The 24954-nt window shown below is 62.6% G+C and carries 28 protein-coding genes, 1 tRNA gene and 1 riboswitch; of the genes, 11 read left to right on the top strand and 18 right to left on the bottom strand.

The features are described 5' to 3' along the window. Positions 1-31: 31 nt before the first annotated feature. Positions 32-1108, bottom strand: coding sequence for an AI-2E family transporter (locus B0G74_RS16840; RefSeq protein ID WP_132375985.1), 1077 nt, complete (start codon positions 1106-1108; stop codon positions 32-34). A 110-nt stretch (positions 1109-1218) separates the two neighbouring features. On the opposite strand from B0G74_RS16840, the gene purM reads away from it, so the two are divergent. After that, entirely contained in the window at positions 1219-2286 is a 1068-nt protein-coding gene (gene purM, locus B0G74_RS16835; RefSeq protein WP_132375984.1) for a phosphoribosylformylglycinamidine cyclo-ligase, read from the top strand. Between the two features lie 63 nt (positions 2287-2349). Here the strand turns inward: purM and miaA are convergent, their stop codons facing one another. Both miaA and mutL read right to left on the bottom strand, forming a co-directional pair. Continuing rightward, positions 2350-3297 carry a tRNA (adenosine(37)-N6)-dimethylallyltransferase MiaA gene (gene miaA / locus B0G74_RS16830; RefSeq protein ID WP_132375983.1) on the bottom strand — a complete coding sequence of 316 codons (948 nt, stop codon included), beginning with the start codon at positions 3295-3297 and terminating at the stop codon, positions 2350-2352. Positions 3298-3330: 33 nt separating this feature from the next. After that, on the bottom strand, positions 3331-5397 hold the full coding sequence (gene mutL / locus B0G74_RS16825) for a DNA mismatch repair endonuclease MutL (RefSeq protein WP_132375982.1): 2067 nt from the start codon (positions 5395-5397) through the stop codon (positions 3331-3333). A 206-nt stretch (positions 5398-5603) separates the two neighbouring features. Between mutL and B0G74_RS16820 the strand changes: the two genes are divergently transcribed. After that, a complete protein-coding gene (locus B0G74_RS16820; RefSeq protein WP_132375981.1) occupies positions 5604-6275 on the top strand; it encodes a DedA family protein in 672 nt (223 codons plus the stop codon). Positions 6276-6408: 133 nt separating this feature from the next. On the opposite strand, the gene B0G74_RS16815 is transcribed toward B0G74_RS16820, so the two are convergent. The 11 genes from B0G74_RS16815 to ydfG all read right to left on the bottom strand — a co-directional run bounded on the left by B0G74_RS16815 (position 6409) and on the right by ydfG (position 14933). Beyond that, entirely contained in the window at positions 6409-7221 is an 813-nt protein-coding gene (locus B0G74_RS16815) for a mechanosensitive ion channel family protein (RefSeq protein WP_132375980.1), read from the bottom strand. A 234-nt stretch (positions 7222-7455) separates the two neighbouring features. Beyond that, the gene (locus B0G74_RS16810) at positions 7456-7914 is read right to left on the bottom strand and encodes a hypothetical protein (protein WP_342960130.1); all 459 of its coding nucleotides are present in this window, start codon (positions 7912-7914) and stop codon (positions 7456-7458) included. 413 nt (positions 7915-8327) lie between these two features. Then, positions 8328-8403 (bottom strand) — tRNA-Lys (locus B0G74_RS16805). A gap of 183 nt (positions 8404-8586) precedes the next feature. Further along, entirely contained in the window at positions 8587-9336 is a 750-nt protein-coding gene (gene ybgF, locus B0G74_RS16800) for a tol-pal system protein YbgF (RefSeq protein ID WP_132375979.1), read from the bottom strand. Positions 9337-9355: 19 nt separating this feature from the next. Beyond that, positions 9356-9865 (bottom strand): peptidoglycan-associated lipoprotein Pal, encoded by a 510-nt coding sequence (gene pal / locus B0G74_RS16795; RefSeq protein WP_035552920.1) that lies wholly within the window; start codon positions 9863-9865, stop codon positions 9356-9358. Positions 9866-9897: 32 nt separating this feature from the next. Then, positions 9898-11190, bottom strand: coding sequence for a Tol-Pal system beta propeller repeat protein TolB (tolB, locus tag B0G74_RS16790; protein ID WP_132375978.1), 1293 nt, complete (start codon positions 11188-11190; stop codon positions 9898-9900). Between the two features lie 139 nt (positions 11191-11329). Continuing rightward, a complete protein-coding gene (gene tolA, locus B0G74_RS16785; RefSeq protein ID WP_132375977.1) occupies positions 11330-12349 on the bottom strand; it encodes a cell envelope integrity protein TolA in 1020 nt (339 codons plus the stop codon). After that, positions 12346-12792, bottom strand: coding sequence for a protein TolR (gene tolR / locus B0G74_RS16780; RefSeq protein WP_012431820.1), 447 nt, complete (start codon positions 12790-12792; stop codon positions 12346-12348). The genes tolA and tolR overlap by 4 nt, the downstream gene beginning before the upstream one ends. Before the next feature lie 10 nt (positions 12793-12802). Continuing rightward, positions 12803-13480 carry a protein TolQ gene (gene tolQ / locus B0G74_RS16775; RefSeq protein WP_012431821.1) on the bottom strand — a complete coding sequence of 226 codons (678 nt, stop codon included), beginning with the start codon at positions 13478-13480 and terminating at the stop codon, positions 12803-12805. Between the two features lie 155 nt (positions 13481-13635). After that, positions 13636-14115 (bottom strand): tol-pal system-associated acyl-CoA thioesterase, encoded by a 480-nt coding sequence (gene ybgC, locus B0G74_RS16770; protein ID WP_132375976.1) that lies wholly within the window; start codon positions 14113-14115, stop codon positions 13636-13638. Positions 14116-14186: 71 nt separating this feature from the next. Next, a complete protein-coding gene (ydfG, locus tag B0G74_RS16765) occupies positions 14187-14933 on the bottom strand; it encodes a bifunctional NADP-dependent 3-hydroxy acid dehydrogenase/3-hydroxypropionate dehydrogenase YdfG (protein ID WP_132375975.1) in 747 nt (248 codons plus the stop codon). A 241-nt stretch (positions 14934-15174) separates the two neighbouring features. Next, positions 15175-15283, top strand: a riboswitch (ZMP/ZTP riboswitch). 166 nt (positions 15284-15449) lie between these two features. On the opposite strand from ydfG, the gene glyA reads away from it, so the two are divergent. From glyA to B0G74_RS16725, 7 genes are all read left to right on the top strand, one after another. After that, positions 15450-16697, top strand: coding sequence for a serine hydroxymethyltransferase (gene glyA / locus B0G74_RS16755; protein WP_132375974.1), 1248 nt, complete (start codon positions 15450-15452; stop codon positions 16695-16697). A 6-nt stretch (positions 16698-16703) separates the two neighbouring features. Continuing rightward, the gene (nrdR, locus tag B0G74_RS16750; protein WP_132375973.1) at positions 16704-17186 is read left to right on the top strand and encodes a transcriptional regulator NrdR; all 483 of its coding nucleotides are present in this window, start codon (positions 16704-16706) and stop codon (positions 17184-17186) included. 204 nt (positions 17187-17390) lie between these two features. Continuing rightward, positions 17391-17951, top strand: coding sequence for a GspH/FimT family pseudopilin (locus B0G74_RS16745; RefSeq protein WP_243658212.1), 561 nt, complete (start codon positions 17391-17393; stop codon positions 17949-17951). After that, entirely contained in the window at positions 17948-18394 is a 447-nt protein-coding gene (locus B0G74_RS16740) for a prepilin-type N-terminal cleavage/methylation domain-containing protein (protein WP_132375971.1), read from the top strand. Before B0G74_RS16745 ends, B0G74_RS16740 begins: the two co-directional genes overlap by 4 nt. Beyond that, on the top strand, positions 18391-19203 hold the full coding sequence (locus B0G74_RS16735) for a PilW family protein (RefSeq protein ID WP_207915655.1): 813 nt from the start codon (positions 18391-18393) through the stop codon (positions 19201-19203). Before B0G74_RS16740 ends, B0G74_RS16735 begins: the two co-directional genes overlap by 4 nt. A gap of 128 nt (positions 19204-19331) precedes the next feature. Further along, positions 19332-19811 carry a PilX N-terminal domain-containing pilus assembly protein gene (locus B0G74_RS16730; protein ID WP_243658268.1) on the top strand — a complete coding sequence of 160 codons (480 nt, stop codon included), beginning with the start codon at positions 19332-19334 and terminating at the stop codon, positions 19809-19811. Between the two features lie 10 nt (positions 19812-19821). Continuing rightward, positions 19822-20250 carry a type IV pilin protein gene (locus tag B0G74_RS16725; protein WP_132375970.1) on the top strand — a complete coding sequence of 143 codons (429 nt, stop codon included), beginning with the start codon at positions 19822-19824 and terminating at the stop codon, positions 20248-20250. A 39-nt stretch (positions 20251-20289) separates the two neighbouring features. Here B0G74_RS16725 and B0G74_RS16720 read toward each other — a convergent pair whose 3' ends face one another. The 3 genes from B0G74_RS16720 to B0G74_RS16710 form a co-directional block, all read right to left on the bottom strand. Beyond that, entirely contained in the window at positions 20290-20769 is a 480-nt protein-coding gene (locus B0G74_RS16720; RefSeq protein WP_132375969.1) for a DUF3318 domain-containing protein, read from the bottom strand. Positions 20770-20877: 108 nt separating this feature from the next. Beyond that, positions 20878-21264, bottom strand: coding sequence for a phage holin family protein (locus tag B0G74_RS16715; RefSeq protein ID WP_132375968.1), 387 nt, complete (start codon positions 21262-21264; stop codon positions 20878-20880). Positions 21265-21396: 132 nt separating this feature from the next. After that, positions 21397-21699 carry a DUF883 family protein gene (locus B0G74_RS16710; protein ID WP_007179108.1) on the bottom strand — a complete coding sequence of 101 codons (303 nt, stop codon included), beginning with the start codon at positions 21697-21699 and terminating at the stop codon, positions 21397-21399. A gap of 343 nt (positions 21700-22042) precedes the next feature. Here B0G74_RS16710 and B0G74_RS16705 point away from each other — a divergent pair, with 343 nt between their 5' ends. Further along, entirely contained in the window at positions 22043-22681 is a 639-nt protein-coding gene (locus tag B0G74_RS16705) for a peroxiredoxin (protein WP_116119029.1), read from the top strand. 156 nt (positions 22682-22837) lie between these two features. On the opposite strand, the gene B0G74_RS16700 is transcribed toward B0G74_RS16705, so the two are convergent. After that, positions 22838-24028 (bottom strand): acyl-CoA dehydrogenase, encoded by a 1191-nt coding sequence (locus B0G74_RS16700; RefSeq protein WP_132375967.1) that lies wholly within the window; start codon positions 24026-24028, stop codon positions 22838-22840. A gap of 104 nt (positions 24029-24132) precedes the next feature. On the opposite strand from B0G74_RS16700, the gene B0G74_RS16695 reads away from it, so the two are divergent. Continuing rightward, positions 24133-24918, top strand: a complete 786-nt coding sequence (locus tag B0G74_RS16695; protein WP_132375966.1) for an IclR family transcriptional regulator — start codon at positions 24133-24135, stop codon at positions 24916-24918. Positions 24919-24954 lie beyond the last annotated feature (36 nt).

Below are 24954 nucleotides of genomic sequence, written 5' to 3'. Positions count from 1 at the left end.
CGCAGAACGGGCCGAAATAGTCAAAGAGCAATCAGTTGTTATAAAGCGTGCTCGTCAGATAGCTTTGCCGCAACTCGCGCAGGGCGACCGACAGAATCGCGCTGACCGGCAACGCCAGCAATACGCCGAAAAAGCCGAACAACTGCCCGAACGCGAGCAACGCGAAAATCACCGCGAGCGGGTGCAGGCCGATCCGTTCACCGACCAGGCGCGGCGTGAGAAAAAAGCTTTCCAGGATCTGGCCGACACCGTAAATCACTGCCACCGCGCCGAAGCCGTACCAGTCGCCGAATTGCAGCAGCGCCGCGAGCAGCGCCAGCGCGAGGCCGGTGGCAAAACCAATGTACGGGATGAACACCGCGAGTCCCGTGAAAATACCGACCGGCAACGCGATCTCGAAGCGCGCGAGGCTCAGCGCAATCGCATAGTACGCGGCGAGCACGCCCATCACGAGCAACTGGCCGCGCAGGTATTGCGACAGCATCTGGTCCATGTCGTGCGCGAGCTGCAGCGTCTTGTCGAGCCAGCGGCGCGGCACCACGATCTGCACGCGGGCGAGCATGCGGTTCCAGTCGTACAGCAGGTAGAACAGCACGAGCGGCACCATCACCACGTTGCCGACCAGCGTCATCATTACATTGCCGCTCGTGCGGATGGAGGTCCACGCATACATCGCCACGGTCTGCGCGCTGCCTTCCAGTTGCCCCATCATGAGATCGCGGATGCTGGCGAAATCGAGTGAATCGGCGAGTCCCAGCATGGCGAGCTTGGGTTGCAGCCAGGCGTTCACGTGCGTGAATAGCACGGGGACCTGCTGCCGCAACTGCGGCCCTTCTTTCTGGATGACGGCGAGCACCAGCAGCACCAGCAGCGTCATCAGCAGCGTGAAGAGCAGCATCATCAGCAAGGCGGCGAGACCGCGCGGCACGCGCCGGCGCACCATCCACGCGACGCCCGGTTGCAGAATGTACGCGAGAATCGCGCCGAGCAGAAACGGCGTGAGGACCGGACTCAGCAGCCAGAGCAGAATGCCGACGCCCAGCGCGATAGCCAGCCAGATGAAGGCGCGCCGCTGAACCGGCGTCAGATTCGAGGAGTTCTCGTGCAAGGTTGTTTCCCAGGTGTCGTCGCGACCGGATCATTAAGGATGATGCAAATTCCAGCCAGTCGGCCGGCATCGGGTAAAATCGCATTTTACCGACCTTCGAGCTCTTCCCCATGAATCAACCGAAATCCGCCCCGAATTCAACTGATTCGGCCCAAGGTCTGTCGTATCGCGACGCCGGCGTGGACATCGACGCGGGCGACGCCCTTGTCGACGCGATCAAGCCCTTTGCCAAAAAGACGATGCGCGACGGCGTGCTGGGTGGCATCGGCGGGTTCGGCGCGCTGTTCGAAGTGCCGAAGAAGTACAAGGAGCCGGTGCTGGTGTCCGGCACGGACGGCGTCGGCACCAAGCTGCGTCTCGCTTTTCAGCTGAACAAACACGACACCGTCGGCCAGGATCTGGTCGCGATGAGCGTGAACGACATTCTCGTGCAGGGCGCCGAGCCTCTGTTCTTCCTCGACTATTTCGCCTGCGGCAAGCTGGATGTGGGCACGGCGGCAACGGTTGTCAAGGGTATTGCGCATGGCTGCGAACTGTCGGGCTGCGCGCTGATCGGCGGCGAGACGGCGGAAATGCCGGGCATGTACCCGGACGGCGAGTACGATCTGGCCGGTTTCGCGGTCGGTGCGGTGGAAAAGAGCAAGATTATCGACGGCAGCACCATCGCCCCGGGCGACATCGTGCTGGGTCTGGCTTCGAGCGGCATCCATTCGAACGGGTTTTCGCTGGTGCGCAAAATCATCGAGCGCGCGCAGCCTGATCTGAACGCGGATTTCGACGGCCGGTCGCTCGCCGACGCGCTGATGGCGCCCACGCACATTTACGTGAAGCCGCTGCTGGCGCTGATGCAGCAGATCGCTGTCAAGGGCATGGCGCACATCACCGGTGGCGGCCTCGTCGAGAATATTCCGCGCGTGCTGCGTGAAGGCCTGACGGCTGAGTTGGATCATCGCGGCTGGCCGTTGCCGCCGCTGTTCTCGTGGCTGCAAAAGCACGGCGGCGTGGCGGATGCGGAAATGCATCGGGTGTTCAACTGCGGTATCGGCATGGCCGTGATCGTGTCCGCTGCGGATGCTGAGGCGGCGATCGGTCTGCTGTCGGCTGCCGGTGAGCAAGTCTGGAAGATCGGCGTGATTCGCGAAAGCGCGGCCGGTGAAGCTCAGACGGTAGTGGTCTAAAGGCTGTTGGGACCCGCGCGGTGTGCGATAGTTGGCGCCGCGCGAGTTCAAAGCTTCACAATTTCAAAGCAACGCTTCAATCGCTTCAAGCACCCGCGCCGTCGCGTGCGGATCGCAGCAATCCACCACCAAGCGCTCTGTCATGCTGCGCAGCCATGTGAGCTGCCGCTTGCATAACTGCCGCGTTGCGAAGACGCCTTTGTCGCGCATGGTCGAATAATCGACGGCGCCATCCAGATACTCCCAGACCTGCCGGTAGCCCACGCAACGCATGGACGGCATCTCGGGCGATAAATCGCCGCGTTCGCGCAATTTCACCACTTCATCGACGAAACCGCCGGCCAGCATCGCATCGAAGCGCTTCTCGATGCGCGCATGGAGCACGCCGCGCTCGGACGGCTCCAGCGTAATCGGCACGAAGCGCCACGCGGCCGCAGCGTCGTCCTGTCGGGCGGGCTCGGCCAGCAAAGCGGACATGGCCCGTCCGGTCAGCATGAAAACTTCGAGCGCCCGCTGAATCCGCTGCGAATCGTTCGGCGCGAGGCGCGCGGCCGTCACGGGATCGACCGAGGCAAGCCGCGCGTGCAGGGCAGGCCAGCCTTCGCGTGCGGCGTCGGCATCTAGCGTGGCGCGCACGTCTGCGTCGGCGGCGGGCAAATCGTTGAGCCCTTGCGTGAGCGCCTTGTAGTACAGCATGGTGCCGCCGACCAGCAGCGGCAGACGCCCGCGCGCATGGATCTCGCCGGTCAGCCGCAAGGTGTCGGCGCGAAATTGCGCGGCGGAATAGGCGTCGGTCGGATCGACGATATCGATCAGATGATGCGGCGCCACCGCGCGTTCTTCAGCGGTCGGTTTGGCCGTGCCGATATCCATCTCGCGATAGACCAGCGCCGAATCGACACTGATGATTTCCACCGGGCGCCGCGCGGCGAGCGCCAGTGCGGCAGCGGTTTTGCCGGATGCGGTCGGGCCGAGCAGGCACGGAATAACCGTGGTTATGCGTGAAGTCATGGGCAAGCGGGCGCCCGTCGAAACAGCGTCACGTCACTGACCACGCATGAACAACCGATCGAGATCGGACAGCGTCAACTGGTACCACGTGGGACGCCCGTGATTGCATTGATCGGCGCGCTCGGTGGCTTCCATCTGACGCAGCAGCGCGTTCATTTCATCGAGCGTCAGACGCCGGTTCGCGCGCACCGCGTGATGGCAGGCGAGCGTGCCGAGCAGTTCGTGCTGACGTTCGGTCAACACGCGCGAGCCGCCGAACGCATGCAGGTCGGAGAGGACCGCGCGCGCCAGCACCTGCAGATCGGCGTCTTTCAGCAGCGCCGGCACCGCGCGGATCGCAAGCGTGGTCGGCGACAGTACGGCGAGGTCGAAGCCGAGCGCATCGAGCGTGTCGCGCTCTTCTTCCACCGTGCCGATTTCGACCGGGTCGGCCTGCATCGATTGCGGGATCAGCAGCGGTTGCACGGCAATCGTGCGATCGGCCAACGCGTTTTTGAACTGCTCGTACAGAATGCGCTCGTGTGCCGCGTGCATGTCGACGATCACCAGACCGTGCGCGTTCTGCGCCAGCACATAGATGCCGTGGATCTGGCCGAGTGCGAAGCCGAGAGGCTGTTCGTCGGCGGCATGAAAAGCGGGGGCCGGGTAGGGCGCGGACGTGTTGTACGGCGATGGCGATTCGGCGGCCGAATCGCGCGCCTCGAAGAGCGTGGCGCCTTCCGCTGTGCCGGCGTTGGTGTCTTTGCGGCCGAAGAGCGCGTCGTAAAACGCGAGCGGTTGCGCGACCGGCAGCGTACCTTGAGTCATGCGCGCCTGGCGCATCCAGGTATTGCCGGGCTGTGACGACGCTCCGAAGCTGCCGCCTGATGCACCACCAAAACCGCCGCCGATGCGGCTTGCACCGCTGCCCGCACCAAAGCTGGTACCGCCGACGCCCGCTCCACCCAGCGCACCCAGCGGCGTTGCGCCAAACGAAGCGGGCCCACCAACGGACGGCTCCAGATGCGCCGCATGCCCGCCCGCCGTCGTTTCCGGCGATGCGCCCGCATGCCGCGCCAGCGCGCGCTGCACGGCGTGGAACACGAACTGGTGGATCGAGCGCGAATCGCGGAACCGCACTTCGATCTTCGATGGATGCACGTTCACATCGACCGCTTCAGGCGGCAGATCGAGGAACAGCACGTAGGACGGATAGCGCTCGCCATGCAAGACATCTTCATACGCGGCGCGCACGGCGTGCGTGAGCAGCTTGTCGCGCACAAAGCGGCCGTTGACGAAAAAATACTGCTGATCGGCACGTCCGCGGCTCGCGGTCGGCAGGCCCGCGCAACCGTAGACGGCAAGCGGTCCGGCGGATTCGTCGAGCGGCAGATGGGCCATTGCGAACGTCTCGCCGAGAATCTTCGCAACCCGCACCGGCGGCTCGCTGGCGTTCCAGTGTTCGACCGCCTTGCCGTTATGCAGCACCGAAATCGCGACATCCGGCCGCGCCAGCGCCGCGCGGCGAATCTGTTCGAGACAATGGCCGAGTTCGGTCTGCTCGCTCTTCAGAAACTTGCGGCGCGCCGGCGTGTTGAAGTACAACTCGCGGACTTCGATCGTGGTGCCCTGAGTGCCGGCCGCGGGACTGAGCACGCCGGTTTCCGCGTCCACGCGCACCGCGTGCGCCGCGTCGGACGTGCGGCTCGTGATGGTCATCTGCGCGACCGAGGCGATCGAGGCCAGCGCCTCGCCGCGGAAACCCAGCGTAGCAACCGCTTCCAGTTCGGCAAGCGAGCGGATTTTGCTGGTGGCATGGCGCATCAGCGCCAGCACGAGTTCGTTCTCGGGGATGCCGCAGCCGTCGTCGGTGATCGAGATGCGCTTGACGCCGCCTTCGTCGAGCAGGATGCGCAGCGACTGCGCGCCCGCATCGAGTGCATTTTCCAGCAGTTCCTTGACGACCGAGGCCGGCCGCTCGACCACTTCGCCGGCGGCGATCTGGCTGATCAACTGATCGGGAAGGGGCTGGATCGCGCGTAACGGGCGTGGGGCGGGCGCGGCGGCGGAAATCGCGGCCGCGGCGTCGAGGCCGGCAGGCGTTTCGGAGAATTCGGACATGGCGAAATTATAGCGATTCGGCGCGCCAAGCCTGCAGCGCGGGCAAGCGCACCCCAACGCGGGAGTTTTTTAATTGTAGCGGGGCACTTTCTGTATCATGACGCGGTCAATTTCCGGCGGCGAGGGAGCGCTTGCCGCCATCGCTGACAGGCCTGTTGATACGGCCGTTTCCGCCACCGTCACATTCGCTTAATAAAGGATTCTCTTTGGACACGTTGCTACATTTCGTCAACCTTGTCTTGCACATCGACAAGTTCCTCGGAGATTTTATTCACGTGTACGGCGCCTGGGTCTACGCGGTGCTGTTTCTGATCGTGTTCTGCGAAACCGGGCTCGTCATTCTGCCGTTTCTGCCAGGCGATTCGCTTCTGTTCATCGGCGGTGCTTTTTGCGCGACCGGCGAGATGAATATTGGTTTGCTGATCGTGCTGCTGCTCGTGGCGGCCATCGGCGGCAATACCGTGAACTATATGATCGGGCGAGCCATCGGGCCGCGGGTGTTCAATTCGCACATTCCTTTCCTCGAACGCTTTCTCGATCGCAGCGCGCTGCAGAAGACGCACAACTTCTATGAGAAGCATGGCGGCAAAACCATCGTGCTCGCGCGTTTCATTCCGGTGGTGCGGACCTTCGCCCCGTTCGTTGCGGGTGCATCGGAAATGACGGTGAGCCGGTTTCAGTTGTTCAACTTTGCCGGCGCGTTTTTCTGGGTGTTGCTGCTGACGCTGCTCGGCTACTTCTTCGGCAACATTCCGTTTATCCGTCAGTATCTGAATGTGATCGTGCTGGTGGGTATCGGCGCGGCGATCGTGCCCGTCGTGCTTGGCGCGGTGTGGAAGATGATGCGTAAGAACGCGTCAAATCCGGGTAGCCACTGACGTTTTTATCGCACTGCTAGCCAGATGAAAAAAACGGCGTCGCGAATCTCGCGACGCCGTTTTCGTTTGGTACTTCTGAATCTCGTGGATTTAACAATCGACGACGCGAGCAATCCGCGTCGCACGACGATGCTCAGGTCACCGCACGCGGCGCCAGCGGCGTTTCCGGCGTCGGGTAGCCGGCTTCCTTGAACGTCTGGATGATCGCGCGATTGGTGTCGAAATAGACCTGCCAGTAGTGCTCATTGTGCGCGTAAGGCCGCACGCAAAGCAGGGGGCCTTCCGGCGTGAAGCTCAGCACTTCGATGTCCGGCGCGGGACTCTCTGCCACATTCGGAATCTGCGTGACGGCGGCCTTCAACCGGTTCATCGCATCCGTTGGATCGACGCCGTTGGCGATTTTCGCAGTCAGCTCGACACGCCGCACCGGGAGGATGCTGTAGTTCGAGATCGTGTCGGAAAAGATCTTGTTGTTGCCGACGATGGTCGTCACGTTGTCCGGCGTCACGATGGTCGTGCCAAACAGACCCAACTCCGAAACCGTGCCGGTGACGCCGCCCGCGGTGACGAAATCGCCGACCTTGAACGGTCGCAACACCTGCATGAATACGCCCGCCGCGAAGTGGCCAAGCAGGCCGCCCCAAGCGGTGCCGATGGCGAGGCCGAAGCCGGCGAGCAGTGCGGCGAACGACGTCGTCTGGACACCGAACACCTGCAGGATCGCGAGTATCAGCAGCAGGTTCAGCAGTGCGCCGAGAATCGAGCCGAGATAATGCGCTAGCGTGGGATCGACCCGGCCGTTACGCGCCAGCACCTTGCGCAGTAAGCCGGTGATCAGGCCGATGAGCCAACGGCCGACGATCCACAGAACGATCGCCCCGACGACCTTGGTGCCGAGGTCGATGCCTCGGGTCATGATGAAGACGCGTACGGTTTCGAGATCCAAGATGTTCCTCGTTGGGTGAGTTGCCTTCGACTGATTGAACAGCGGTGGTGCAATACAGCGGCAAGTGCCCGGCGACGGGCGCAAGCGGTAACTCGGGGTAACACTCGGTCTTCGGAAGTTATAGGCGACGGCGCGGGCATTCGCAAGGACCGTTCCCGTTGCTCATGTGGCTTGTCTGGCGGGAAAAGCAGGCGATTCGGCGGACGCGTTCGACGCGATGGCGCTTGCCGTGCCTTACATCGGCAGGTTCGATTTCGAATACGGAGACGTGTGGACGACGAGCGCCTTGCCGGCCCCGACTTTCGCGCCCCGCGCGACACGGCGCCACGTGAAAGCGGCGATGATTGCAAGCAGGTACGCGCAGCCGCGCTCGAAGAACGCAGTTGATGTGCTGAACTGGCCGTAGCGGTTTTGCGAGTCGGCGAACACCAGAAAGGTGAGCGCGGCATCGAGCAGGAGTGCAACCGATGCCAATGCGGCGAATATGTGCGAGCCGTTGAGCGAAGCGCCGGGGATGAGGCGGTTGCACAGGTGACATGCGGCCAGCACCATGGCAAGCAAAGCCAGGTTCGAGAACAGGTCGAACAGAAAATTGGTCATATCGGTGGAATGAAAGCGCAGGGGGCTGCGGCGTTGCCAAAGCGTCTGCTCACGCAGAGTCGCAGCGGGTTTCGCTGAATCGGCGGCGATCATTGCACGTCTTTATGTCTCAATAAATGTTCTGTTCGGTGTCCGTTGTTTCCTGTTTGTGCCGGTCAGATTGGACGCTGGAAAATGCTGATCGCGTTGTGTGAAATGGTGGCGAGTGTTGTGGGAAAAGTCTGCGGTCATCAAAAAAGATGTCGGCGTACGCGAAGATTTCCGCAGGAAAGCGGGCAGCCGCTGATCGGCAATTATATGCGGCTGTGATATAAATTTTCGCGGGCGTTCTTGCGCGAGTTTGGGTGCAAATGCGCGCGAGAAGGGGAAGTGCAGAAGGGAGCCGGCGTGAAAAGCCACCTCATTTGCCGGTGACGGCGGCGGCGTCACGCGCGGACGCGTCAGGCAACCCGAACCGCAAAAAGAAAAGGGCTCGCACGCAAACGCGTGCAAGCCCTTGAATCTTTTGGTAGGCCGTACGGGATTCGAACCTGTGACCAACGGATTAAAAGTCCGCTGCTCTACCAGCTGAGCTAACGACCCAAAAGAGAAGCGAAATTATAGCGATAGCCGCGGCGCGCTGTCAACCCATGACGGCCATCCGAGCTATCAGCACTTCAGATAGTGAAAAGCCCAGGCATCACTACCCGGGCTTTCCAGCGAGAGGCGCGCGTGGCTATGACGTCGGACACTGCGCGTTACTGCCAGCTACTCAACCAGTATGAACTACTTGATCTGCGACAGCTTGCTCTGGGCCGACTGCGCGACGTCCGAGCCGCCGTATTGCGCGACGATCTGCTCCAGCGTCTTCTTGGCCGCAGCCTTCTGACCTTGCTCGAGCTGATTGTTCGCAATTGCCAGCAGCGCTTCCGGCGCCCGCGGATGCTGCGGATATTTCTGCACCACACCCTGCCAGGTCGCCGTCGAACCCTTGTAGTCGCGCAGTGCATACAGCGCGTTGCCGAGCCAGTACTGCGCGGTCGGCTGGTAAGGGCTGTTCGGGAACTTGGAGATGAAGGTGCGGAACGACGCCGCCGCATTCTTGAAGTCGCCGTTGCGGAACTGCTGCGAAGCCGCGTTGAACGAATCGGTCTCACCCGGCTGCACCTCGCCCTGGACGCCGTCCACCGTCTGCTGCTGCGGCTCGAATTTCTTCAGACGCGTGTCCAGATCGGTGTAGTAGTCCTTTTGCTGCTTTTGCACCGTGGCGAGCTGGTTGGCCATGTCCTCATTCTGCCCACGCAGCGTAGCGACCTGCTGGTTCAACTGGTCGAGACGGTTGGACTGATCGAGGATCGTGCGCTGCGCGGCCGACAACTGACTCGACAGGCTATCGGTCTTCGAACGCAGATCGAGAATGGCCTGACGGGCCTGATCGTCGTCGAAGATGCCCGCATGTGCGGGCACAGCCGCGAAGGCCGTGCCTGCGACGCAGGCCGCTGCGGCAAACCGCAGCCAGGAGAAACGATGCGTCATTCGGCTCATCACCCGTTACTTACTGTTGGTACACGAGGTCGGCGCGGCGGTTCTGTGCCCACGACGATTCGTCATGACCGGTAGCTTGCGGCTTTTCCTTGCCGAGGCTCACGGCTTCCATTTGCGAGTCCGTCACGCCCATCAGCGACAGCGAACGGCGCACAGCTTCGGCACGCTTCTGGCCGAGTGCCAGGTTGTACTCGCTGGTGCCGCGTTCGTCGGTGTTGCCCTGGATCAGGACGTGGCGTTGCGGATGGCTCTTCAGGTACTGCGCGTGTTGTTGCAGCAGCGACTGATAGTCGTCCTTGACCGAGTAGCTGTCGAAGTCGAAGTAAATGCTGCGCTTGGCGAGCGGGCTGTTCGGATCGTTCAGCGGGTCGACGTTGACCTGTGCGACATCGGTCGGGTTCGGCTGCGTCGAGACTGCGCCACCCTTGTTTGCGTTTTCGTCGAGCTTGACGCCCGAGTGACATGCGGCCAGCGCACCAACCATCAATACGGCGAAAGCGAAGCGAAGTTTTGACATCATTTGAGTACTCTCCTTGTGTTATTGCATCAACGTTATTGCATAAACGGGCCCCAGGACGGCTCGCGTACGCTGCCACCCTGAACGGACAGGACCTGCCGAGTGCGACCGTCGGTCGATACTGCGGCCAACACGCCACGGCCGTTCACCTGTGTGGCGTAAAGAATGTACTGACCGTTCGCCGCGAAGCTCGGCGATTCGTCATGTGTCGTGTCCGTCAGGCCTGTGGCGGTGTTGCCCTGCAGGTCCTGGATATAAAGCTTGAACCCGCCGCCGACGCGCGAGATGTAAGCGAGCTGTTTGCCGTCCGGGCTCACGCGCGGACTGGTGTTGTAGCTGCCCGTGAACGTGACGCGCTGAGCGGCGCCGGCGCTTTCGCCCTGCGCTGACATCTTGTAAATCTGCGGCTGGCCGCCACGGTCGCTGGTGAAATAGATCGACTGGCCGTCAGGCGAGAAGCACGGTTCGGTGTCGATCGAGCTGCCTTGCGTGAGACGGCGCAGGCCGCTGCCGTCCGCATTGACGGCGAAAATCTGAGTGTTGCCGGTGCGCGAAAGCGCGACGGCCAGCGTGCGTCCATCCGGCGACCACGCCGGCGCACTGTTATTGCCCTTCTGGTCCGAAACGACCACGCGACGGCCCGTAGGCAGATCGTGGATGTAGACGATCGGCTTCTTCTTTTCGAACGAAACGTAAGCGACCTTGGTGCCGTCAGGCGACCATGCCGGCGAGATGATCGGCTCGGGGCTCGACAGCGCGATATGCGCGTCCTGGCCGTCCGAATCGGAGATCTGCAATTGATAACGGCCGCCCGTCTTGATGACGTACGACAGCCGCGTGGCGAACACGCCGCGGCCGCCCATCAGCTTCGCGTAGATGTAGTCCGCGACCTTGTGCGCGCTCATGCGCAAGCCGCTTTCCGGGCTCACCAGCACGAGGCCGCCGAGGCTTTCGCCCTTGACGGTGTCGTACAGCTTGAAGCGCACTTCGTACTGGCCGTTCGGCAGGCGGTTCACGCTGCCCGACACGAATGCGTTGGCGCCCTTGGCCTTCCAGCTGCCGAGGTCGACGGAATCGGTTTCGGAAATCGGCGTGGAGCCCGCGTCGATGTTAGTGAATTTGCCGCTGCGTTGCAGGTCCTGGCGCACGATCGTGCTGACCTGTTGCGGCGAGTTCGCTTCATTGGCGAAATTCGCCGTTGCGATCGGAAACTGGGTGGACCCGACGCCTGTCACGAGGACGTTGAGTTGTGCGTGGGCGGCGCCGCCGACGGCGATCAGGCACGACGCTACAAGTGTCCGCAGGCCTAGCTTGGTCATCAAACTCATGCTGTATGGATTCCCCAAAAACGGTTTTACTAACGCTTCAAGACAGCAGACAGACCCGAAAAGAACTGATTCGTTCCCGAGCACGCCCCGGTGGGCGGGGCGCGGCGTCTGCTGTCAACTGACTGTCAAACTACTGGACTCAACCGGCCGGGCGCAACGTAATCAGGAAGTTGGTCGGTGTCTTGCCATTGATGTCCTGTGGCATCGGATCGGTACGTTGGACGGCCCGCAGTGCGGCGTCGTCCCATGCGGGGTTGCCGCTGCTGCGCGAAATCGTTGCGCCCAGCAAGGTGCCCGTTGGTGAACAGCGCACGGAGACCACCGTCTCCAGACCGCTCGTTTCGCCGCCCCACGAGATATTCGGGCGTACCGCACGACGCACCTTGTCCGAGTACCCCGGCGATGTCGCCGTGCCACCCGAGCCGCTGCCCGTGCCGCTCTTGCCGAGACCATCGCTGGTCGTCGAGCCGGTGCCGCCGGTCGCGAGGCCCTGCATCTGCGCGAGGCGTGCGCGACGTTCCGCATCCACTTTCTTCGCCTGCGCCGCGGCGTCGGCTTGCGCCTTGGCCTTCGCCGCTTTCTGCGCATCGGCCTTCTTCTGCGCTTCAGCCTCGGCTTGCTTCTGCTGTTCCTGCTGCTGTTCCTTCAACTGCTGCTGCTTTTGCTGGTCGGCCAATTGCTGCTGCTTCAGCTTGTCGGCCTGCTGCTGTTGCTGCTGCTTCTGCTTGGCTGCCGCAGCCTTCTGCGCGGCGAGCTGCGCCGCCTGGTCGGCCGCGAGTTGCTGCTGGCGCTTCGCTTCGGCTTCCTGTTGCGCCTGCAGCTTCTGCTGACGTTGCTGTTCAGCCAACTGGGCCTGGTGAGCCGCCTCCTGTTGCTGGCGCTTCTTTTCCTGCAGCGCGATGTCGGCCTGTTCATCTCGCACCGGCGGAGGAGGGGCCACCGGCACGGGCGGCGGCGGAACGGGACGCGGGATCGCCGTATCCGGCACTTCGGTCCACAGCTCCGCTTCCGCGCCTTCGGGCGTACTGTTTTGCCACTGAATGCCGTGATACAGGAAGAACCCGAGCAGCGCGTGCATCACCAGCGCGAACACAAAGGCTCGCCCGGTGCCGCGTTCACGCGGTGGCTGGAGCGGGTATTCGGAATTCTTGCGGATCATTGCGATTTGACGAGCAATCCAACGCGTTTGACGCCGCGAGCTTTCAGTTCGGACATCACATTCATCACGACTTCGTACTTGACGGTCTTGTCGGCGGCGATCACGACGGGCTGATCAGGATGCGACTGTGCACGGTCGGCGATGAAGCCGTTCAGATCGGCTTTCGTCATGTTCTCCTGCTGCTGCGCACCCGAATCGTCCTTGTACTTGACGCTCATGTTGCCGTCCGCGCGAATGTTCACGATCACGGGCGGCGTTTGCTGCTGAGGCGCCGCGCCGCCGACGGTCGGCAGATTGACGATCGACGGGGCCACGAGCGGCGCGGTCACCATGAAGATCACGAGCAGCACGAGCATCACGTCGATATACGGCACGACGTTGATGTCGGCCATCGCGCGGCGCGAGCGGCTGCCGCGCATGCTGGAGGAGCGAGAGCCTGCCATCGTGGACTCCTTACTGTGCCTGACGCTGCAGGATATTCGAGAACTCTTCGATGAAAGTCTCGAAGCGGATTGCCAGACGGTCGATATCGTGCGCGTAGCGGTTGTAGGCAACCACGGCCGGAATCGCGGCGAACAGGCCGATCGCGGTGGCGGTCAGCGCTTCGGCGATGCCCGGCGCGACGTTGGCGAGCGTGGCCTGCTGCACGTTGGCGAGGCCGCGGAACGCATTCATGATCCCCCACACCGTGCCGAACAGACCGATATACGGGCTGACCGAGCCGACCGACGCGAGAAACGCGAGGTTGGCTTCGAGCACGTCCATTTCACGCTGGAACGCGGCACGCATGGCCCGCCGTGCGCCGTCGAGAATCGCGCCCGAATCGTTCAGGCGCTTTTCCTTGCCTTTCAGGAATTCGCGCATGCCGGACTCGAAAATCCGTTCCAGCGCGCCGATCGTGTGACGGTTGTTCGCCGCACTTTGATAAAGCGCCTGCAGGTCGCCGCCCGACCAGAAATCGCGTTCGAAACGCTCAGTTTGCGCGCGCGCCCGGCGGATCGCAAACCACTTGCGGAAGATGAAAGTCCAGGACAGCAGCGACAGCAACAGCAGCAGAGCCATGACAGCCTGCGCCAGCAAGCTCGCGTTGAGTACGAGTGAAACGATCGACAGATCTTGTGTAGTGTTCATAAAGGTTCGTTTTAACGTCCCGGAAGGGGGCGTCCGGCTGCAAGGCCGCTCGAAGCTTGCCGTGAGCAAAACGGAAGCATCGGCGATATTGCAAGCCGAACCATGCTTTGTGTTGCTTGATCGTTACGAGTTCACTGGCCCCGTAACAACGGGGTTCAGTCATTGTCCGTTGACACGCCGGGCTCGCTCATGCCTGGCCCGCGCCGCAAGGCGGCGAGAACCGGCGGAGGAATCGCGGCCGGCCGCAGCGCAATGCGGTCCACGCAGCCGACCCGGATGGACCCGGTAGCAAGCAGCGTGCCGTCCCGCCACGCTTCCTGCGCGAAATCGACTGACGCTCTGCCAAGCCGCTCGATCCGGCTGACCACGTTGACCACGTCGTCGAGCCGGGCCGGCGCCCGATAATCGACCGCGGTGCTGCGGACGATGAAAATCGCGCCCGTTTCGTCCGCGAGCCGATTCTGGTCGACGCCGCACGCGCGCAGCCATTCGGTGCGCGCCCGTTCGAAAAACTTCAGGTAGTTCGCGTAAAACACGATGCCGCCGGCGTCGGTATCTTCGTAGTACACGCGAATTGGCCACGTGTAGCCGATTTCCGCGCCGGGCTGGCTGGTCGACATATTCATGCGGCGCATTTTACCGGAACGCACACCCCCAGGTCTGTTTCAAGATGTGTGCCCCGTCCGGCGGCCCTCAGCCGCGCATTTCAGCCGCGATGAACGGACAAAGCGGAGAACGATTGAGCCACCGGCATCAGTTCGATCGTATTGATGTTGACGTGCGCCGGGCGTGTGGCGATCCAGTAGATCGAGTCGGCGATGTCTTCAGGTGTCAGCGGCTGCACGTTTTCGTACATTTTGCCGGCCTTTTCATCGTCGCCGCGAAAGCGCACGTTCGAGAACTCGGTACCGCCGCACAGGCCCGGTTCGACGTTCGTCACCCGCAGCGCGGTGCCGGCGACATCGGCGCGCAAATTCAGGCTGAACTGATGCACGAACGCTTTGGTGGCGCCGTACACGTTGCCGCCCGCGTAGGGCCAGCTGCCGGCCGCCGAGCCGAGATTGAAAATGTGGCCGCGATTGCGCTCCACCATGCCGGGCAGGAGCGCGTGGGTGACTTGAACGAGTCCGGTGCAGTTGGTCTCGATCATGGTGTTCCATTCGTCGAGACTCGCTTTTTGCGCCGGTTCGATGCCGAGTGCGAGGCCGGCATTGTTGACCAGCACGTCGACTGCGGCGAAATCGGCCGGCAGCGAGGCCGGTACGGCTTCGACGGCGGCGCGGTCGCGGACGTCGAGTTCGTACGGCAGAAGTGCGTCGCCGAGTTCGTCGGCGAGTTCTTGCAGGCGGTCCTTGCGGCGTGCGGTGGCGACGACGCGATGGCCGCCTTTGACGAAGGCGCGAGCGATGGCGGCGCCGAATCCCGCGGACGCTCCGGTGACGAACACGATCATTACAGTGGTTCCCAGGCTGGTAAGAGAGAAAGGCCCCAAGCCTACTTCCATTGCGGCGCTGCGGCAAGGATGAACCAACCGTACGAGTGGCCGTGGCAGGGACGCGCCGCGGGTTTCCGCAAGACTTTCCTCAGATGTTTGCGCGCCGCGCAAGAGGGCGCTGCGGGCCGCCCGGCGAGCGCCTGCGGCAGCGGCCGGAAGCTGGTTGCCTATTCGATCCTCTTCCAATAAACTAACGCGCTCATCCCTGCGTGACTGGCGATAGAACCGGTTCAAGCAACCGGGTTCAAGGTGGAACAACCCACCGTGAAGCGCAGGGTGCCGTTTTGCCGTTCGCCTGGGCAGCCGTGATCCGCGCGCATTGATCTGCGCTGACGGTGGCTGTCCTGCCTCGCGTGTGCGGCGACTCTCCATCCGCCACGTCAGGGCTGGCCCAGCCGCCAGCAGCGCTGCGTACCCTCTACGCAAGATTCGGCGCACTATCCGGTTAACCTGAACACATTCAACGGAATCCGTATGTTTGACAGAGCCCAAAGCACCATCGCCAACGTCGATCCTGAACTCTGGAAGGTCATCGAGCAGGAAAACCGCCGTCAGGAAGAGCATATCGAGCTGATCGCATCGGAAAACTACACGAGCCCGGCTGTCATGGCTGCGCAAGGCTCGCAACTCACGAACAAGTACGCTGAAGGGTATCCGGGCAAGCGCTACTACGGCGGCTGCGAGTACGTCGACGTCGCCGAGCAGCTGGCGATCGACCGCGTGAAGCAACTGTTCGGCGCCGAAGCCGCCAACGTGCAGCCGAACTCCGGCTCGCAAGCCAACCAGGGCGTGTTCTTCGCCATGCTCAAGCCGGGTGACACGATCATGGGCATGAGCCTCGCGCACGGTGGCCACCTCACGCACGGTTCGCCGGTCAACATGTCGGGCAAGTGGTTCAACGTGGTCAGCTACGGCCTGAACGAAGCCGAAGACATCGACTACGACGCCGCGGAGAAGCTCGCTCAGGAACACAAGCCGAAGCTGATCGTGGCGGGCGCCTCCGCGTTCGCGCTGCGTATCGATTTCGAACGCCTGTCGAAGATCGCCAAGTCGATCGGCGCGTACTTCATGGTCGACATGGCGCATTACGCCGGCCTGATCGCCGCGGGCGTCTATCCGAATCCGGTGCCGCACGCCGACTTCGTCACCACCACCACGCACAAGAGCCTGCGCGGCCCGCGCGGCGGCGTGATCCTGATGAAGGCCGAGTTCGAAAAGCAGATCAACTCTGCAATCTTCCCGGGCATTCAAGGCGGTCCGTTGATGCACGTGATCGCCGGCAAGGCTGTCGCGTTCAAGGAAGCGCTGTCGCCGGAGTTCAAGGCCTATCAGCAGCAAGTCGTCGAAAACGCGCGCGTGCTGGCTGAGACGCTGGTCAAGCGCGGTCTGCGCATCGTGTCGGGCCGCACTGAAAGCCACGTGATGCTCGTTGACCTGCGTGCGAAGAAGATCACCGGCAAGGTTGCTGAAGCCGCGCTGGGCGCCGCTCACATCACCGTCAACAAGAACGCGATCCCGAACGATCCGGAAAAGCCGTTCGTGACGAGCGGCGTGCGTCTCGGCTCGCCGGCCATGACCACGCGCGGCTTTGGCGTGAAGGAAGCGGAGCAGGTGGGTAACCTGATCGCCGACGTGCTGGATAACCCGGAAGACGCGGCCACGATCGAACGTGTGCGCGGACAAGTCGCTGAGCTGACCCAGCGCTTCCCGGTTTACCGCTAAGCCGCCATGCATTGCCCCTTCTGCCGTCACGCCGATACGCAAGTGGTCGACTCGCGCGTATCCGAAGACGGCGCGACGATTCGCCGGCGCCGCCGCTGCCCGGCCTGCGACAAACGTTTTACGACGTATGAGCGGGTCGAGCTGGCGTTGCCGTCGGTCGTCAAGAAGGATGGCAGCCGCACCGAATTCGACCGTCGCAAGATCGTCGCGAGCATGCAACTGGCGCTGCGCAAGCGCCCGGTGGCAGCGGACGCGATCGACGCGGCGGTCGCCCGCATCGAGTATCTGTTGCTCGGCAGCGGCGAGCGCGAAGTGCGCAGCGAGCGCCTCGGCGAACTCGTGATGAACGAGTTGCGTGCGCTCGATACCATTGCCTACGTTCGTTTCGCTTCCGTCTACCGGCGTTTCGAAGACGTCTCCGAATTCGAAGACGTGATCGAAGAATTTCGCCGCGCCTCTTCTCCTCCCAAGCCCCCCCGCAAACGCTGAACGTAGTCGCATCTCGCGTCGCGTTTGAGTCGCCGTTTTCTCCCGCGTTGTTTCGCGCATCTGTATCCCCCGCTGCCGTTATGGTTCGTCGCGTGCATTCTTGCGCGGGAAAGCGTCTGAGTGCCACCTGGCCATTCGGCCGATTGTTGGGCGATTTGCAAATCGCTAGATTGACTGCATTCTTCGAATCGATCAGGGATGCAGATGAATCGAAATGCAGTCCGTCCGCCGCGATACCGCGGCTTTACGCTTGTCGAAACGCTGGCCGTGGTCGCGCTGCTGGCTGTCATCGCTGTGATGGCCACGCCGTCGTTCGTAGCGTGGTACGTACGCGACCAGGTCGACGCCCGCGCAAAGGCGCTTGCATCGACGCTCGCTTATGCGCGCAGTGAGGCGTTACGCCGAGGCGCACGCGTCACCGTGTGCCGGATCGACGCCGCGCGGCATTGTCTTGCCGCGGGGCAGCCGTGCGGCAATGGCGTCGCTGACTGGTCGTGCGGCTGGGCCGTCCTGGCCGAACGAGGCGGCACGCTATCGCTATTGCGTGCGCAACCGCTGCTTGCGGCCGTGAGCATCGTCGGCACGCAGACGAATCTCACGTTCACGCCGCCGGCGGGGCAATTGATCGGCACCTTTCGCAGTTTTGATATCGCGCCGCGTGCGCCGTCCAGGGCGACGCAAGGGGACAAGTGGCGACGTTGCATTCGTATCGCGGCGGGCGGCCGCGCGCGCATTGTCGAAGGTGCATGCGGAGCGGCGTCATGAGCCGATATTCGCAGAGCCGGCACTCGCGCCGCAGCGAGTCGAAGTGTCGCGGCAGTTCATTGATCGAGGTCATGCTGGCGGTCGCGTTGATGGCAGTCACCGCACTAGGTTTGATCGCCGGTCAGTTGTGGACCGCACGCGAAGCCCGCGCGATGTCCATGCGCGAACATGCTGCCTGGATCGCGGATTCCGTCGCGGAAGCGATGAGCGCACCCTCCGCTGGCGACTCCGCAATCAGGCAATGGGACGCACGGGCCACGGTACTTTTGCCGCATGGCGAAGCCTCGGTGGGAGACAACGGTGGTGTGTCGGCTGCTCGCGTGACATGGACATCACTGCGCGACATGCCGCATTCCGACGATGTCATCGACAAGCCCGCGTCCTGCGGCGGAGCGGATCTTCCGGCGGGCTCTTCATGCGTGGCGCTGGCGTTTGCAAAATGATGCGGCGTTCGAATCCTGCTTCCGGCCACACCCTGATCGAATTCGTGATCGCTATGGCGCTGGGGCTACTGGTGACCGCGGGTGCAGTCTCGCTCTATACGACGCAGCGGAGCGCGTTCGAGCACGCGAGCGATGCGATGCGGATTCGCGAGGCCGGTCTGACAGCGCTGACGCTGATTGGCCAGCAACTGCAAATGGCAGGCTTCGTGCCCGCGGACGTCGCACGATACAACAGTCCCGCGCCGATGTTCGGATGCTCGGGCGGCCGCCCGACCGGCGCGGACGATAGCCTCGCTTGCGAGACCTTGCCCAGCCACTCGGACGGTGTCGCGGTCCGCTACGTGGGCGACAACATCTCCACATGGCCATCGACCAGCGGACAAACGACCGACTGCCTCGGCCAGGCGGTGACTGGCGGCAACGCGGCACTCGGCGACCAGGGCGTGCTGGTCGTCAACCGGTACTTCGCGAGAACAAGCGGTTCGACCGGCGAGCCGGAGCTTTACTGCGAGGGCAACGGCAAGACGGGGTCCGCTCAACCGCTGGTCGAAGGCGTCGAACGCTTGCGGATCAAGTACTGGTTGGCCGGCGGGTTGGCCGCAATCGACGCGTCGGCCGTGATGGCTGATCAATGGGCGAAGATCGTCGCCGTCGATCTCTGTGTGCTCGTGCGCGGCGCGCCGCAGGGACAACAGCGTGCGCGCTATGTCGACTGCGACGGCGTGAGCGCTCTCGCCGCCGACTCGCGGCGGCGACAGGCGTTCTCGCGGCGTGTGGCGATACGCAACCACGTGGAGGATTCGCTGTGACAAAACGACGAAGGGAAATGCAGCCGAGCTGCACGGACGGGAAGTGCGTTAGATGCCACGATGACCTGGCAATCTTGTCAGGCCCAAGCCGAACGGGTCGCAACGTGTCACGCGCTCGCGAACGCGGCATGGTGCTGCCGATCGTCCTGCTGATTTCAACAATGATGTTGGTCACTTCCGCCGCCTGGTTCGAAACCTCACTCGCAGCAGCGCGCGGCACGACCAACGTCCGCGACTACTTGCAGGCCTTTCACGCGGCGGATTCAGCGTTGACCTTATGCGCACGCAGTGTCATCGCGGCTGCAAGCGCGCAGTCCGGAGCACCGCCGCCGGTCGCAGCCGGTGAGCCGACACATTGGAAACTCGCAGCCGCATTCGATGCAGGCGCCGTTACGCCGGTGGCGCAATGGCCCGGCTCGCTGCGCGCACCGCAATGTCTGATCGAGGCCTGGCGTCTAGCCACTCGTGCCGATGCTCGGGCGTATTTATTGACTTCACGCGGCTTCGGCCGCGTCAGCGAGTCACAGGTATGGCTGCAAATGGAACTGGTGATCGACGGACAAAAAATCGAACGTCATTGGCGCCGCGTTGCCGCCAGACCTTTTTGACGGAGGCGACATGAAGCCGCATGCATCCGCGTTCACGCTGCTCGAGTTGATGATTACGCTAGCGATCGCCGCTACGCTGGCCGTCTTTGCCGTGCCTTCGTATCGCAGCCATATTGCTCGCACTCATCGAATCGACGCGGCGTCCGCGCTCTATCGCGCGGCCCAATTTGTCCAAGGAGCGGCAAGCGACAGCGCGCCGACATTGCCCCCCGGCCTCGATCAGGCGCCGCAATTCGGCACGCCTGTCTATCGCCTGCACGTACTGCCCGCGGACGATACGAACGGGGGCTATGCGATCGAGGCAACGCCAAGCGAATCCGGCCCGATGCGCGACGACACATGCGGCATTTTCACGCTCGATTCGACAGGGTTACGCGGCAACAAAAACGGGGCAAGCGGTTCGACGTCCATTAGCGACGACTGCTGGAATACACGCTAGCGAGCCAAGCCGAGGCGACACGGCCCGCAGCGTTTGCCCTCAGTAACCGCTGTCCGTGGATTCAGCCTTGTTGCCAGACGAGGCCGCCGAATCTCGCTTCATCTGCTGCCAGATCCGATAGCCTTCCCACCCGGCAAGCGCAAGACTGCCCCACTTCAAAACGGGTTTGGCGCCGGCCACGACCGTCGTACGCAGTGGCTTGGCGAGGAGGATCGAAACGATCGAGCTGATGAGCGGATACTGTTTGAGAAGGGCGCCGATGCTCCCCGCGTTGATAAAGCTCGCCTTCGAGCCCTTGCCGACGCGCATGCCACCGAAGCCCGGCAGGATAAATTTGAGCCAGCTGAAGTGCGTGACCGCCTGTCGCAACTCGATGGTCGCTTGAGCGAGTTCCATACGCTCGACATCCGCACGCACCAGCAGCAGCTCCTTGCGCAGTGCTCGCAAATGCGGTGCGCTCAGATCTTTGGCCTGGTGGCGCTTGTTACGGAATGCGGTGTCGGAATGGATCTGGCTCATGGCGTGTCGGCGGCAGTGAATGGTGGGGCGGTGGAACGGCGCTGCATTTCGCGCGAGCTTCTCAAGCAAGACGCAAGGCGCGAAGGGCACGCCGTTGCGCCTTCAAGGTCACGGTTTGCGGAACACGTCGCGGTCTTTTTCGAACTCGGCGAGGGTCGCTTCGAACACCATTGGAGCATTGCGCAAACCGCTGCGCGCTTTCAGCGCACAAGCTAGTCCCGCAATCGCATAGACCGCGGTGATGCCGGCGAGCGCCTGCCAGCGGTAGGTGTCCCAGAAGGCGATAGCGATCAGCGCGGTCAGCGCGATCAGCGCCATGGTGGCGAGCATCATGGCGGCAAGGCCGAGGAACAGCACGCCGAGCAAACGGTCCTTTTCTTCGGCGAGTTCGATGCCGACCAATTCCAGCCGCGTTTGCAGAATGGCAAACACGGAACCGATTATGCGGCGTAACGGACTATGTTCTCCGCGCTGCGATTGTGTTTCGATCGTCATGGCTGTGGGCGTTGCGCGTGAAGGCCTAACCGGCGCGCGCGCGCGCCAGAAGAAGCGGACCGGCCAGGCGTGCGCCGGTCAACTCGATTCGCTGGTGCGCCGGACGAGCTACGCCCGGCGGCATCGGCAGTGTTACTTGCGGTTGATCAACAGCCCAAGCAGCACACCGGCGCCTGCGGCGATGCCGATGGATGCCCACGGATGCTCGTGCACGTAGTCGTCGGTGGCGCGGGCTGCCTTCTTGCCTTTTTCGACCACCACGACCTGAACGTCGGCCGCCTTTTCCTTGGCTTGCTTCAGGCGCGTGAGCGCCGTTTCACGAAGTTCCGAAGCACGCTCGCCGGTGGCGCTCGCGGCCTGTTTCAGCAGATCTTCAGCGTCCGCGAGGACGGTTTTGATATCCGACATCAATCTCTCCTTGTTGATTTCCGACATTGACAGCTCCCCTTCGTCTCACGCCACGCGTGAATCGTAACCAAAGAAACGGCCGCTGGCGAGCGCAGGGCTCGGTTGGTTCCAACTTCGCACGAACCGTTCCCGGTTGAAGCATAGCCACAAACAACGCCACCGCCTGCACGACGTGCAGACAAGTTTGCCTAAGATGGAGTTGATCTGTCCCGCAAAGTTTCCACTAAATCGGTGAAAATTACAAAAACGCATAAAGTAGTGAAGCGATGTTCGTTCGTCATACACCGTCCCTCCCGTATGCTTTATCGTTGCGGAGCGCCGCGGGTAAATGGTCGCGCGGCAATGTCCAAACCCCTATAGGAGTTGCACAATGAGTCTACGTCTTGGCGATATCGCGCCGGATTTCGAACAGCAGTCGAGTGTCGGCCCGATCAAATTCCATGAATGGCTGGGCGATAGTTGGGGCGTGCTGTTTTCGCACCCCGCCGACTTCACGCCGGTCTGCACGACCGAACTCGGCTTGACCGCCAAGCTGGCCGACGAATTCGACAAGCGCAACGTGAAGACCATCGCGTTGTCGGTCGACAGTGCCGAGTCGCACAAAGAGTGGATCAAAGACATTAACGAGACTCAAGCCGCCAATGTCGGCTTCCCGATTCTCGCGGATGGCGATCGCAAGGTCGCCGAGTTGTACGACATGATCCACCCGAACGCGAACGAGACGCTCACGGTGCGCTCGCTGTTCGTGATCGACCCGAAGAAGAAGGTGCGCCTGATCATCACCTATCCGGCCAGCACCGGCCGCAACTTCGACGAAGTGCTGCGCGTGATCGATTCGCTGCAACTCACCGACAGCCACTCGGTTGCTACGCCCGGCAACTGGAAGCAGGGCGATGATGTGGTGATCGTCCCGTCGCTGAAGGACGAGGAAGTCATCAAGCAGAAATTCCCGAAGGGCTACAAGGCGCTGCGTCCGTATCTGCGCATGACGCCGCAGCCGAACAAGTAAGCGGCTGATGCGCCACGAAGCGGGCCGTTAGCGACGGCGCGCTGCGTCGAACGAAAAAAGCCGGTTCACATTGAACCGACTTTTTTTATCGAGCCGCGCGGGCTCCGACACAATCGCTATATCGCAAATGGTTGTAATCCGCGCTTCAGAAAACCTTCAGAAAAAAGCCTGAATGCCCGTTTGCGCGCGCCCGAGAATCAGCGCGTGAATGTCATGCGTGCCTTCGTAGGTGTTCACCACTTCCAGATTCACCAGATGCCGCGCGATGCCGAACTCGTCCGAGATGCCATTGCCGCCGAGCATGTCGCGTGCGAGCCGCGCAATGTCCAGCGCCTTGCCGCATGAGTTGCGCTTCATGATCGAGGTGATTTCGACGGCCGCGGTGCCTTCGTCCTTCATGCGGCCGAGGCGCAGCACGCCTTGCAGGCCGAGCGTGATCTCGGTTTGCATGTCGGCGAGCTTCTTCTGGATCAGCTGGTTCGCGGCGAGCGGCCGGCCGAACTGCTTGCGGTCCAGCACGTACTGACGCGCCGTGTGCCAGCACGCTTCGGCCGCGCCGAGCGCGCCCCAGGCGATGCCGTAGCGCGCGGAGTTCAGGCACGTGAACGGACCGCGCAAGCCGCTGACTTCCGGGAAGCGGTTCTCTTCCGGCACGAACACTTCGTCGAGCACGATCTCGCCGGTGATCGACGCGCGCAGGCCCACTTTGCTATGGATGGTCGGCGCCGACAGTCCTTTCCAGCCCTTCTCGAGAATGAAGCCGCGGATCGCGTCCTTGCCGTCTTCTTCGAGCTTCGCCCACACGACGAACACGTCGGCGATCGGCGAATTGGTGATCCACATTTTCGAGCCCGACAGCGAATAGCCGCCCTCGACCTTCTTGGCGCGCGTGACCATGCTGCCCGGATCGGAGCCGTGATTCGGTTCGGTCAGGCCGAAGCAGCCGATCCATTCGCCGGTGACGAGCTTCGGCAGGTATTTCTGCTTCTGCGCTTCCGAGCCGAATTCGTAGATCGGCACCATGACCAGCGACGACTGCACCGACATCATTGACCGGTAGCCGGAATCCACGCGCTCCACTTCACGCGCGATCAAACCGTACGCCACGTAGTTCAGACCGGGACCGCCGTATTGCTCAGGAATCGTCGGGCCGAGCAGGCCGAGTTCGCCCATCTCGCGAAAGATCTCGATGTCCGTCTTCTCGTGACGGAACGCTTCGAGCACGCGCGGCTGCAGCTTGTCCTGCGCGTAGGCCGCGGCGGCGTCGCGCACCATGCGTTCGTCTTCGGTGAGCTGCTGATCCAGCAGCAACGGGTCTTCCCAGTGAAACTGCGCGGCCTCGGCCATGGCTTATCTCCTGATTCCTTGCTTGACGGAAACGTGTTTGCGCTTGACTTAAGTTCCGCTATGCGAAACAATGTTTTGCAAACCACGTCCGAGTGTATCATCCCATGACGCCGACATCTACTCCCTCCGAACCGCTCGACGAGCGCAAATTCGTGGTCGCCCTCGCACGCGGACTGGATTTGCTGCGCGCGTTCAAGCCGGGCGAAACGATGCTCGGCAACCGCGATTTCGTCGAACGCACGGGTTTGCCGAAGGCGACCGTCAACCGTCTCGCCTACACGCTGACCGTGCTCGGCTATCTGCGGCTCGACGAAACCCTGGGTAAATACGCACTCGACGCCGGTGTGCTGTCGCTCGGTTTCGCGCTGCTCTCGGGCACGGACACGCTCGAACTCGCGCGCCCGCACATGCGCACCTTCGCGCGCGAGGTGGGCGCGGCGGTCTCGCTCGGTTGCCGCGACGGGCTCGACATGATTTATCTGGAGACGATCCGCAGCGAAACGGCGTTGACGCTTGGGCTGGCGTCGGGTTCGAAACTATCGATGCTGACAAGTTCGATGGGCCGCGCCTATCTCGCCGTGCAGCCGCTTGACGTGCGCGCCGCGTTACTGGCGGAATTGAGGAAGGCGGCGGGCAAGGACGGCGCCGAACTGGTCGCCGACGCCGAGCAGGAAATCGCCGCCTTTACCGCGCAGCGCTGCTGCTATTCGTTCCGTGCGTGGCATGACGATGTCAATGCGGTCGCGGTGCCGTTTCGCGAGCCGCGCGAAGGGCGCTGGCTGGTGCTGAGTTGCAGCGGGCCGGCATCGTCGATGGGAGAGGATGTGTTTCGTGACAACGTCGCGCCGCGGCTGAAAGCGCTTGCGCGGCGTTTGGGCGATACGGTTTGAAGCGGGTGGCGCGTGTGCAACGCGTCAATCCAACTA

This window comes from Paraburkholderia sp. BL9I2N2, from assembly GCF_004339745.1.
In the GTDB taxonomy this organism is placed as follows: Bacteria; Pseudomonadota; Gammaproteobacteria; order Burkholderiales; family Burkholderiaceae; genus Paraburkholderia.
This window is presented reverse-complemented; position numbering and strand designations above follow the sequence as displayed.